Raw genomic sequence first — 11,881 nt, forward strand, 5'->3', positions numbered from 1 at the left:
CCCCGAAGGGGGAAGCAAGACGTTACGCAGCTAACGATTTCCTTAACTTAATAGCCTTCCCCTCGAGGGGAAGGTGCCCCGAAGGGGCGGATAGGGCACCGGCGGTATGAAAGGGATTGGGAAAATGCGGTTCAAGCAGGCGAATTACGAGAGTACCCAAGCGCCGCTGGCGCGGCCCCTCTTTCCCTATGTAGGTAATGCCCAAAAGCACCCTTCAAGTCACCAGCCACCAGTCACTAGCCGCCAACCACCAAAAAAGGAACCGCTTTCCCCGCCTCCTAATAAGAAAACATGAGCAAGTCCAGTAAAATCAATGTTTTCAGAGGCAAGGAACACGATGTGAAGTCAAAAATTTAATACTGGCAGGACAAAGGGTGCTGATATGAAATGTCAGCACCCTTTTCCTGTCCCAAACGCCATAGGTAACACAAACCTGTGGCGTTTTTTTATGCCCTGCTGGGGGCACCCAAAACTGTATGAAAACGGGTGGGAAACCCCCTGTTTTTTCGCCTGTGGGCGGCGCAAACGAAGCCGCCCATATTCTTTCCCTCATGGGAGGCCGGACGGTGATACAGGGGCGCAAAACCACCGAAACGAACACTTTTCAAAACCAACGGAAGGAGGTATCCAACATGGCGGTATTCCGCATTGAGAAAACCCGCGACTACACGGTGATGTCCAACCATCACCTGCGGGACAAGTCGCTTTCGCTGAAAGCGAAGGGCCTTCTCTCCCTCATGCTCTCCCTGCCGGAGGAATGGGACTATACCACCAAGGGGCTGGCTCGGATCTGCAAAGATGGCGTTGACAGCATCTGCGCCGGAGTGCGGGAGCTGGAGGAACACGGCTATGTGATCCGCCAGCGGGTCCGCAACGCAAACGGTCAGCTCGGCGCCATCGAGTACATGATCCTGGAGCAGCCCAGACCGCCGGAACCTAAACCGGGAAAACCTGAACGGGAAAATCCAGTCTTGGATAATCCTGAACAGGCTTCCCCTGTCTTGGGAGAACCTGAACAGGAAAACCCCGCACAATTAAATACTAAAGAATCAAGTAAAGATAAATCAAAAAAAGATTTATCAAGTACGGAAGGATCAAATCCTATCCTATCAAGCCCCCAAACCCCCAGGGGCTCGGATAGGGCCGGACGGGATTGGATGCGGGAGCGAGAGAGCTATCGGGAATTGATTTTGGAGAACATCGAGTATGACATCCTCATACAGAATGAGCGCCTGGACCGTGACCGGCTGGATGAACTGGTGGAGCTCATGGTGGACACGGTTTGCTCCCATCGGGAGATGATCCGCATTGCCGGGGACGACTATCCGGCGGAGGTGGTCAAATCCCGGTTCCTGAAGCTGAACAGTTCCCATATCGAGTATGTGCTGGACCGTATGCGGGAGAACACCACCTATGTCCGTAACATCAAGAAATATCTGCTGGCTGCCCTGTATAACGCTCCGGCCACCATCGACAGCTACTACACTTCCCTGGTGAGCCACGATATGTACGGCAGTGGAGAACGGAGGTGATGTGAGTGCAGGAAGAAATCACGCAGAGGACGGTATCCCTCTCGGTGGAGGCCGGCAAGATGACGGCGGACCTGCTCCAAAAGGCCGTGAAAAAGGTGCTGGAGGAGATGCAGAAGAAGCCCTCCCAGCGCACCCTCCACCAAGGGAAACAGACCCTGCACCAGCTCAAACAGCATGGGGCCTCCCTGACCAACATCGAGATCACCGAACAGAACATTAAGGCGTTTTCCGTGGTGGCGAAAAAGTATGACATCGACTATGCCCTGAAAAAGGACCCCACCACCGACCCACCGCACTACTATGTGTTCTTCAAGGCGAAGGACAAGGACCAGCTTCAGCCGGCCTTCAAAGAGTTCACCGCCATGACCCTGAACCGGGAGAAGCGCCCCACCATCCGGGAGCGGCTGGCCCAGGCCCAGGAACAGACCAAGGCCAAACACCGGGAACGGGAGAAGGTCAAGACCAAGGACCGGGAGGTGGCGCGATGACCGACAAGGTGAAAAAGCTGGTGCTGCTCAACCTCCCGTATCTCATCTTCGTGTATCTCTTTGACAAGCTCTGCCAGGGGGTGCGGCTTTCCCCTGGGGCGGCCGCCTCGGAGAAGCTGCTCCACATCGGGCAGGGCTTTTCGGCGGCCTTTGCCAGCCTGGCGCCCAGCTTCCATCTGCTGGACCTGTGCGTGGGCGCCGCCGGCGCGGTGCTGATCCGGCTGGCGGTCTACTCCAAGGGCAAGAACGCGAAGAAATACCGCCGGGGGATCGAGTACGGGAGCGCCCGCTGGGGCACCCCGGCCGACATCGCCCCCTATGTGGACCCGGACTTTTCCCAGAATGTCCTTCTCACCCAGACGGAGCGGATCACCATGTCGAGCCGCCCGAAAGAGCCCAAGTACGCAAGAAATAAAAATATCCTGGTCATCGGCGGTTCCGGCTCAGGCAAAACGCGGTTTTTCGTCAAGCCCAACCTGCTCCAGTGCCATTCCTCCTATGTGGTCACGGACCCCAAGGGCACCATCCTGAACGAGGTGGGCGCTCTGCTGGACCGCAAGGGATACCGCATTAAAAGCCTGAACCTCATCAACTTCAAGAAGTCCATGCGGTACAACCCTCTGGCGTACATCCGCAGCGAGAAGGATATTTTGAAGCTGGTGAACGCCTTGATCCTTAACACCAAGGGAGAGGGCGAAAAGAGTTCCGAGGATTTTTGGGTCAAAGCCGAGCGCCTGTACTATTCTGCCCTCATCGGGTACATCTGGTACGAGGCGGAGCCGGAGGAGCGCAACTTCATCACCCTGCTGGACCTCATCAACGCCAGCGAGGCGCGGGAGGACGACGAGGAGTTCCAGTCCCCCGTGGACCTGCTGTTCGCCAAGCTGGAGAAGGAGCACCCGGACCACTTCGCCGTGAAGCAGTACCGCAAATTCAAAATGGCCGCGGGCAAAACTTTGAAGTCGATTCTGATTTCCTGCGGCGCCCGCCTTTCTCCCTTTGACATCGCGGAGCTGCGGGACCTCATGGCGGAGGACGAGCTGGAGCTGGATACCCTGGGCGACCGCAAATCGGCGCTGTTCGTCATCCTCTCGGATACGGACAGCACTTTCAATTTTGTGGCGGCGCTCATGTACTCTCAGCTTTTCAATCTGTTGTGCGACAAGGCGGACGACTTCTACGGCGGCCGCCTGCCGGTCCATGTGCGGTGTCTGCTGGATGAGTTTGCGAATATCGGGCAAATCCCGAACTTCGACAAGCTGATCGCCACTATCCGAAGCCGGGAAATCTCGGCTTCTATTATTTTGCAGAGCCAAAGCCAGTTAAAGACCATCTACAAGGACGCGGCGGATACCATCGTGGGTAACTGCGACAGCACCTTGTTTTTGGGAGGCAAGGAGAAATCCACCCTGAAAGAAATTTCGGAGCTGCTGGGCAAGGAGACCATCGACAGCTTCAATCAATCCGAAAACCGGGGCAGCCAGGTTTCTCACGGCCTCACCTATCAGAAATTGGGAAAGGAGTTGATGACCCAGGACGAATTGGCAGTAATGGACGGAGGCAAGTGTATCTTCATGCTGCGGGGCGTGCGCCCGTTTCTCTCGGACAAGTACGACCTGACGAAGCACCCGAACTATAAGTACACCGCCGACGCCGACAAGAAGTACCTCTTTGATATGGAACGGTACATGAAACGCAAACCGGCCATCGTGAAGCCGGATGAGCCTTTCGAGATGTACGAATTGACAGCAACGGACCTTCAATAACAATTCTACAACGAAGAAAGGAAATATGATTTATGGATTTTTTCACTAACGCTATCGATGTATTGCAGACTCTGGTGATCGCGCTGGGCGGCGGCCTGTGCGTGTGGGGCGGCATCAACCTCCTGGAAGGTTACGGGCAGGACAACCCTGCCTCCAAATCTCAGGGGATCAAGCAGCTTATGGCCGGCGGCGGTGTCGCGCTCATCGGCCTTACCCTGATCCCCCTGCTGTCCGGTCTGCTCTCCGCCTGATGACTCCCCATAACACCCGCGGGAGGTCCCGGTACACGGGGCCTCCCGCAAAGGAGGTGATCCCCGTTGATCTTTGACGCGATACAGGAGTGGTTCCAGGAACTGCTCATTGACGGTATCATTTCAAACCTGACCGGGATGTTTGATACCCTGAATACCAAGGTAGGCGAGATCGCCGGGGAGGTGGGCATGACGCCCTCGGCGTGGAACAGCGGCATTTTCAACATGGTCCGCAGCCTCTCGGAGACCGTCATCGTCCCCATCGCCAGCATCGTCCTCACCTTTGTCATGTGCTATGAGCTCATCCAGCTCATCATCGAAAAGAATAACCTCCATGACTTTGACACCTGGATCTTCTTCAAGTGGATCTTCAAGACCTTCTGCGCGGTGCTCATCGTCACCAACACCTGGAATATCGTCATGGCGGTGTTCGATGTGGCGCAGAATGTGGTGAGCCAGAGTGCCGGCGTCATCATCACCGACGCGGGCATTGACATTTCCAGCGTGACCGCCGACCTGGAGACCCAGCTTGCGGATTGGAGTATCGGCGCCCTGCTGGGGCTGTGGTTCCAGAGCATCTTCGTGGGCCTGTGTACGCAGATCCTTTCCATCTGTATCTTCCTGGTGATCTACGGCAGAATGATTGAGGTGTATTTGGTGACCTCAATAGGACCCATCCCATTTGCCACGATGGCGAACCGGGAGTGGGGCAACACGGGGCAGAACTACCTCCGCTCCCTGCTGGCCCTGGGCTTCCAGGCGTTTCTCATTATGATCTGCGTGGGAATCTACGCCGTATTGGTGGAGAGTATTTCTTTGAGCGGCGACAATATTTCCGGCGCCATTTGGGGCTGTATGGGCTACACGGTTCTCCTGTGCTTCACGCTTTTCAAGACCGGCAGCCTCGCCAAGTCCCTGTTCGGGGCGCACTAAAGGAGGTGGCTATGGAAAAGAAATACAATGTCATTTACGCAGACCCTCCCTGGTCTTACAAGGTTTGGAGCAAGAAAGGCACCGGCCGGAGCGCGGAAAGTCATTATCCTACCATGAGCATAGAGGCCATCAAGGCGCTGCCCGTGTCCCGGCTTGCGGCCAAGGACTGTGCGCTGTTCCTCTGGATCACCTTCCCCATGCTCCGGGAGGGCTGGGGCGTCATGGACGCCTGGGGCTTCACCTTCAAGACGGTGGCCTTCGTGTGGGTGAAACAGTGCCGCAGGTCAGACAATATTTTCACCGGGATGGGATACTGGACCCGCGCCAACGCGGAGATTTGCCTGCTGGCGACCCGTGGACACCCTAAAAGGGAGGCCAGGGATGTCAAGCAGGTCATTCTCTCACACATTGAGGAACATAGTAAAAAGCCTGATGAGGCGCGGCGCCGGATTGAGACCCTGATGGGGGATGTCCCCCGGATTGAGCTGTTTGCCCGCCAGGCAACCCCAGGCTGGGATGTGTGGGGAAATGAAGTAGCAAGCGATATTCAGCTTGCGGAAAGGAGCTGATTTTATTGGCCTATGTAACGATCCCGAAGGACCTTAGCCGGGTACAGAGCAAGGTCCTGTTCGGGCTGACCAAGCGGCAGGTGATTTGTTTCGGAGCGGCGGCAGTTATTGGCGTGCCGCTTTTCTTTTTGAGCAGGGGCGCGCTGGGGACCACCACGGCGGCTCTTTGCATGATTCTGGTCATGCTGCCCTTTTTCCTGTTCGCCATGTACGAGAAGAACGGGCAGCCCCTGGAGGTGTTCCTGGGGCATCTCATTCAGAACAAGTTTATCCGCCCCAAGGTGCGGATCTACCAGACCAACAATCTCTATTCCGCCCTGGTGCGGCAATACGAACTGGAACAGGAGGTGAGAAAGATTGCAGGCAAAAGCGGCAAAAAACGAGCGTCCGGCAAGGGCAAAGCGTAAGCTGACCCGCGCCGAGCGCAAGCAGATCGAGGCGGTGGTCCGCCAGGCCAAGGGGGACGGGAAAGCCCATACGGTGCAGGACAGCATCCCCTTCCGCAACATTTTCCCGGACGGGCTGTGCCGGCTGGATGGCAATTCTTTTTCCAAGACGATTGCCTTTGCGGATGTGAATTACCGCCTGGCCGGACCGGAGGATCAGCGGGACATCTTTGAACACCTCTGCGACTTCTACAACGGCTACGACCCCTCCATCGGGGTGCAGATGACTTTGAGCAGCCGGTATGTGGAGCATGGGCCGGAGGAGGACCTGTTCGGCATCCATCCCCAGGGGGACGACCTGGACCCCATCCGGGAGGACGCGGCCGGGATACTGCGCTTCCAGTATGAGCGGGGCAGCAACGGCTATGTGAAAACCAAGTATGTCACCCTGACCATCGAGGCGGAGAACCTTCCGGCGGCGCGGGCCCGGTTCGCCCGCATTGAGACCGACACCCTCAACCGCTTCAAGGTCATGGGCGCCGCCGCCCATGTGCTGGACGGGAAGGAGCGGCTGGAGCTGCTTCACGGCATCCTCCACCCGGCAGACGGCCGCCGTCCGGAGGGCGGGAAGTTCGCTTTCGATTGGGACTGGCTGGCGCCCAGCGGCCTTTCGGTCAAGGACTTCATCGCCCCGTCCTCCTTCCAGTTCGGGGAGACCCGCACCTTCCGCATTGGCGAGATGTACGGCGCGGTGAGCTTTTTGCAGATCACCGCCCCGGAGATCCACGACCGTATCCTGGCGGAGTTCATGGAGACCGAGGGCAATATCCTGGTGACCATGCACATCCGGGGCATCAACCAGAACGAGGCCATCAAGATGGTCAAGCGCAAGATCACCGATTTGGACGCCATGAAGATCGCGGAGCAGAAGCGGGCGGTGCGGAGCGGATACGATATGGACATACTCCCCAGCGATCTTGCCACCTACGGCGGCGCGGCAAAAACCATCCTCCAGGACCTGCAAAGCCGGAACGAGCGAATGTTCAATCTGACCTTCCTGGTCATGCACATGGCGGCAACCAAGCAGAAGCTGGAGATCGCCGTATCCCAGGCGGCCAGTGTGGCGCAGACCTACAACTGCCTCCTCACCCGGCTGGACTTCCAGCAGGAGGATGGGCTGATGAGCAGCCTTCCCCTGGGCCTGAACCGTATCAAGATCGAACGCAGCCTCACCACATCGGCCCTGGCGGTGTTCGTCCCCTTTGTCACCCAGGAATTGTTCATGGGCGGGGACGCCATGTACTACGGCCTCAACGCTTTAAGCAACAACATGATCCTGCTGGACCGCAAACAGTCCAGGAGCCCCAACGGGCTGGTGTTTGGCACACCGGGCAGCGGCAAGTCCATGAGCTGTAAGCGGGAGATCACCTTCATCATCCTGACCACCAAAGATAACGTCATCATCTGCGACCCGGAGGACGAGTATTCGCCCCTGGTGAAGCGGCTGGGCGGGCAGGTGATCCGGCTGTCCCCGTCCAGCACCGACTATGTGAACCCGCTGGACATCAACCTGAATTATTCGGATGAGGAGAACCCCCTGGCGCTGAAAAGTGACTTCGTGCTGTCCTTCTGCGAGCTCATCATGGGTAGCAAGACGGGGCTGGAGGCCATCGAGAAAACGGTCATCGACCGGGCGGTGCAGAAGATCTACCAGCCCTACTTCGCGGACCCCCGGCCGGAGAATATGCCCATCCTGGGCGACCTGATGGAGGCGCTGCTGGCGCAGGGCATCCCGGAGGCCGACCGGGTGGCCCAGGCGCTGGATCTGTATGTGAACGGTTCGCTGAACTTCTTTAATCACCGCACTACCGTGGACATCCGCAACCGGCTGGTCTGCTTTGACATCAAGGGTCTGGGCAAGAACCTGAAAAAGCCGGGGATGCTCATTGTCCAGGATGCGGTGTGGAACACCGTCACCATCAACCGGGCCATTGGGCGCTCCACCTGGTATTTCGTGGACGAGTTCCACCTCCTGCTGAAGGAGGAGCAGACGGCGGCCTATTCGGCGGAGATCTGGAAACGGTTTAGAAAATGGGGCGGGGTGCCCACCGGGGCGACCCAGAACCCCAAGGACCTGCTCTCCTCCCCGGAGATCGAGAACATCCTGGAAAACAGCGATTTCATCTATATGCTCAACCAGGCCGCCGGCGACCGCAAGATTTTGGCGGAGCGGCTGGGCATTTCGGCGGAACAGCTTGCCTATGTGACCAATTCCGAGCCGGGCCATGGGCTGCTGTTCTTCAACAATGTGATCCTGCCCTTTGCGGACGACTTCCCCAAGGACACGGAGCTTTACAAGCTGCTCACCACCAAGCCCAGCGAGGTGGAGCACGCGGCGGAAACGGAGGCGTGAATATGAAAAACAAGATCTACATTATCGACGGCAAAACCTATCTCTCCCATATCAACGATGAGGTTCACCTGTACGGCCTTCTCCATCAGCTTGCCTTCCTGGCGGGCCGGATCAAGGATGAGGAGGACGTGTTCCATGTGCTGGACGCGGCGAAACGCTACGGCGAGATCGCCGAGGAGAAGTTCCAGAGCTGGGGCATCCCCGGCCGCTATCTGGTGTTCGGCGACCCCAAGGATTTGAAGGGGCTCATGGACAAGGAACTGGACGAGGTGGAGGCCGTCCCTGAGGAGGAGCCGAAGCCCAAGAAGTATAAGGATGAGTACATTATCCCCGGCAGCGGCTTCCGTATGCTGGTGGGCGACATCCACCACCTGATCGTCCTCTACTACTCGCTGGCCCGCCGCCTGTCCGCGGCGGAAACGGAGAAGGACTTCCTCCGCCTGAAGAAAAAGGCAGGCGGCTATGAGAAGGTGCTGAAAAAGCTCTACCGCAGCCTGGGCCTCCCGGAGGACAGCAACGCCGCCCAGGACATCCTGGAGGAGTCCATCATCCGCCGCCATAATCTGGTCCGCCTGGAGGATGTGGAGGAGCCCCAGGACGAGGGAGACCTTGAAGGGGACGAGGTATGGAGCGACTGACTCATGTGAGCCTGTTCTCCGGCATTGGCGGTCTGGACCTGGCGGCGGAGGCAGCTGGGTTCGAGACCGTCTGCCAGTGTGAGTGGGCGGACTATCCCTATTCCGTCCTGGAGCGGCACTGGCCGGATGTACCGAAGTTCCGGGACATCACCACATTTACGAAGGAGGCGTTTTTTGAGAAAACAGGACTTGAAACAGTCACCATCATTTCCGGCGGCTTCCCCTGTCAGCCCTTCTCCACCGCAGGAAAGCGGCGGGGCTTTGCGGATGAACGCTACCTGTGGCCGGAGATGTGCAGAGTTATTGCCGAACTGCGGCCCCGTTGGGTGCTTGGGGAAAATGTTGCTGGCTTCATCAATATGGGGCTCGACAAAACGATTTTTGACCTGGCAAAAGCGGGATACGCTGTTCTCCCATTCGTATTTCCGGCTTGCGGCGTCGGCGCATGGCATGAGCGCCAGCGAACTTTTATCGTCGCGGCTGATGTTTCCCACGCCCCTTGCCTCCGACAAATCCACCTGCCGGGACGCTGCCAACCTGGATGTGTTCCTGTCGGACAACGGGATCTTCCGAAAGCGGAACAAGGACGGGACGATCTGGAGCCTGTCCCTGTCGGCGGCGGTATTCTACCTGACGCCGGCGGCGTCGGAGGGCTACCGCTCCACCCTGAAACCGGCGGCCTTCCGGGAGAAATCCCCGGCGGCCAACCTGTCGGCGCAGATCATCCACCAGGAGAAACCGCTCTCGGAGAAGGCGGCGCTGAACCCGGACTGGGTGGAATGGCTCATGGGCTTCCCCCAGGGATGGACGGCCGTATCCTCTGGGCCGCCGAGCCGGAGGGCGTCCCCCGGATCACCGAGGACACGAAAGACCGGGCCCTGCGGCTGAAAACCCTGGGCAACGCGGTCTGCCCGCCCCAGGCCTATCCCATTTTTCACTATATCGCGGCGATTGAGACCGGGGCGTGCGCCAGCATCTGCCCCTATGGAGGAGGTGACGGATAAATGCAGGAATGGAAAGCCTCCGAGAAGGAGGCCCAGAAGATGACCCGTGACGGGGCCATTTCGGTGAACCTGGTGACCGGCGAGGCCACCCACATTTCGGACCGCCCCCAGGAACAGGACTATTCCTCTGCTGATGAAACGGCGGGGACATTGAGCCGGGCGGTGGACGAGGTGGAGGGCCATGTGGAACGGCGCCAGGCGAAAAAAGCGCGGCGCAAGCGGCGCGACACCTTCCGGGAGGGTGAGGCGGCCAGGGACCGCCCTTCCTCCCGTTTGCAGTTTTCGGAGGCAGACCGGGCGGCGCCGGAGCTGAAAAAAGCTGTCCGCAAGTCGGACAAGGCGGCGGATAAGCTGGACGCGGCAAAGGCCGCCGTCCCCGTGAAGCCTCCCGGTAAGGAGCATGGCAACCCCTTATCCCGGCCGGTGCAGGAGGTGAAGTCCACCCTCCACAGCGAAGTGAGCAAGGTGGAGGGTGAAAATTCCGGCGTCCAGGCCGGCCACCTGGGGGAGCGGCAGATCGAGAAGGCCGTGGGCTATGGCGGCCGGCGTATCCATCAGGCACGCACGGACCGGAAACTGAAACCCTGGCGGGATGTGAAACAGGCGGAGCAGGCAGCGGTGAAATCCAATGCCGATTTCTACTGGCGGAAGTCCGTCATGGAAAATCCCCAGCTTGCGTCCAGTAACCCCATCTCCCGCCTGTGGCAGAAGAAACGGCTGCAAAAACAGTACGCCGCCGCTCACCGGGCAGGAACCGGCGCAGCCCAGGCCGCGGGCAAGGCGTCCCAGACCGCCGCCTCCGCAGCGAAGAAGGGCGGCGGGACCATCGCCCAGAAGCTGGGCGGCTTCGTCACCAAGAACAAACACACCCTCCTCATTGTGGGCGGGATCGGCTTGATCCTCATGCTCATCATGGGGCTGATGCAGTCCTGCACCTCCATGTTCGGGGGCGGGACTTCCGGCCTGGTGGCCTCCTCCTATCTTTCGGAGGACGCGGACCTGACCGGGGCCGAGGCCGCCTACTGCGAGATGGAGGCGGAGCTGCAAGAATATCTGAACACCTACGAGGCCACCCACGACTACGACGAGTACCACTTTGACCTGGACGAGATCGAGCATGACCCCTATGTGCTGCTGTCCATCCTGTCGGCGCTTCACGAGGGGGTGTTCACCCTGGACGAGGTGCAAGGGGATCTGGAAATGCTCTTTGACAAGCAGTACATCCTCACCGAGACCGTGACCACTGAAACACGGTATCGGACAGAAACGAGGACGGACAGCGAGGGCAACGAGTACGAGGTAGAGGTTCCCTACACCTGGTATATCTGCACCGTCACCCTGGAGAATTTCGACCTCTCCCATGTGCCGGTCTACATCATGGGCGAGGACCAGCTCTCCATGTACGCCGTGTATATGTCCACCCTGGGCAACCGACCGGACCTGTTCCCGTCCTCCGGGTATGTGGGCAAGTACATTGAGAACCCGCCCACGGCCTGGGACATTCCCGCCGAGTACCTGACGGATGAGCGGTTCGCCACCCTCATCACCGAGGCGGAGAAATACCTGGGATACCCCTATGTGTGGGGCGGGAGCAGCCCGGAGACCTCCTTTGACTGTTCCGGCTTCGTCAGCTATGTGCTGACCAATACCGGCCTGTGCAATACCGGGCGGCTGGGCGCCCAGGGGCTCTACAATATCTCCACGCCGGTATCCGACCCCCAGCCCGGTGATCTGGTGTTCTTCGTGGGCACCTATGACACCAGCGGTATCTCCCATGTGGGTATTTATGTGGGCGATGGAATGATGCTGCATTGCGGAGACCCGATTTCCTACACCAATTTGAACACCAGCTACTGGCAGTCTCACTTTTATGCCTACGGCCGGCCGCCGTACAACTGATG

Annotated in this window: 11 protein-coding genes; all 11 read left to right on the top strand. The window is 58.7% G+C overall.

All coding sequences use genetic code 11. The features are described 5' to 3' along the window. Positions 1 to 632 precede the first annotated feature (632 nt). The 11 genes from ACT8X9_RS05580 to ACT8X9_RS05630 all read left to right on the top strand — a co-directional run bounded on the left by ACT8X9_RS05580 (position 633) and on the right by ACT8X9_RS05630 (position 11,879). On the top strand, positions 633 to 1,532 hold the full coding sequence (locus tag ACT8X9_RS05580) for a DUF6017 domain-containing protein (protein WP_444268383.1): 900 nt from the start codon (positions 633 to 635) through the stop codon (positions 1,530 to 1,532). Positions 1,533 to 1,537: 5 nt separating this feature from the next. Beyond that, positions 1,538 to 2,020, top strand: a complete 483-nt coding sequence (locus ACT8X9_RS05585) for a PcfB family protein (protein WP_444268384.1) — start codon at positions 1,538 to 1,540, stop codon at positions 2,018 to 2,020. Next, on the top strand, positions 2,017 to 3,786 hold the full coding sequence (locus tag ACT8X9_RS05590) for a VirD4-like conjugal transfer protein, CD1115 family (RefSeq protein ID WP_337937123.1): 1,770 nt from the start codon (positions 2,017 to 2,019) through the stop codon (positions 3,784 to 3,786). Before ACT8X9_RS05585 ends, ACT8X9_RS05590 begins: the two co-directional genes overlap by 4 nt. Positions 3,787 to 3,818: 32 nt before the next feature. Continuing rightward, positions 3,819 to 4,037 (top strand): Maff2 family mobile element protein, encoded by a 219-nt coding sequence (locus ACT8X9_RS05595; protein WP_003510921.1) that lies wholly within the window; start codon positions 3,819 to 3,821, stop codon positions 4,035 to 4,037. 66 nt (positions 4,038 to 4,103) lie between these two features. Further along, positions 4,104 to 4,970 (top strand): VirB6/TrbL-like conjugal transfer protein, CD1112 family, encoded by an 867-nt coding sequence (locus ACT8X9_RS05600; RefSeq protein WP_444268385.1) that lies wholly within the window; start codon positions 4,104 to 4,106, stop codon positions 4,968 to 4,970. An 11-nt stretch (positions 4,971 to 4,981) separates the two neighbouring features. After that, the gene (locus ACT8X9_RS05605; protein WP_279204133.1) at positions 4,982 to 5,539 is read left to right on the top strand and encodes an MT-A70 family methyltransferase; all 558 of its coding nucleotides are present in this window, start codon (positions 4,982 to 4,984) and stop codon (positions 5,537 to 5,539) included. A gap of 5 nt (positions 5,540 to 5,544) precedes the next feature. After that, entirely contained in the window at positions 5,545 to 5,946 is a 402-nt protein-coding gene (locus tag ACT8X9_RS05610; protein ID WP_279204130.1) for a PrgI family protein, read from the top strand. After that, complete coding sequence (locus tag ACT8X9_RS05615) at positions 5,897 to 8,338, top strand: VirB4-like conjugal transfer ATPase, CD1110 family (RefSeq protein ID WP_444268386.1); 2,442 nt, start codon at positions 5,897 to 5,899, stop codon at positions 8,336 to 8,338. Before ACT8X9_RS05610 ends, ACT8X9_RS05615 begins: the two co-directional genes overlap by 50 nt. A gap of 2 nt (positions 8,339 to 8,340) precedes the next feature. After that, entirely contained in the window at positions 8,341 to 8,976 is a 636-nt protein-coding gene (locus tag ACT8X9_RS05620; RefSeq protein WP_118550719.1) for a hypothetical protein, read from the top strand. Further along, the gene (locus ACT8X9_RS05625; protein WP_444268387.1) at positions 8,964 to 9,980 is read left to right on the top strand and encodes a DNA cytosine methyltransferase; all 1,017 of its coding nucleotides are present in this window, start codon (positions 8,964 to 8,966) and stop codon (positions 9,978 to 9,980) included. The genes ACT8X9_RS05620 and ACT8X9_RS05625 overlap by 13 nt, the downstream gene beginning before the upstream one ends. Continuing rightward, entirely contained in the window at positions 9,981 to 11,879 is a 1,899-nt protein-coding gene (locus ACT8X9_RS05630) for a C40 family peptidase (RefSeq protein WP_444268388.1), read from the top strand. The last annotated feature ends 2 nt before the right edge of the window (positions 11,880 to 11,881 follow it).

It is taken from the genome of Faecalibacterium sp. (genome assembly GCF_052358865.1).
Taxonomy (GTDB): domain Bacteria; phylum Bacillota; class Clostridia; order Oscillospirales; family Ruminococcaceae; genus Faecalibacterium; species Faecalibacterium butyricigenerans.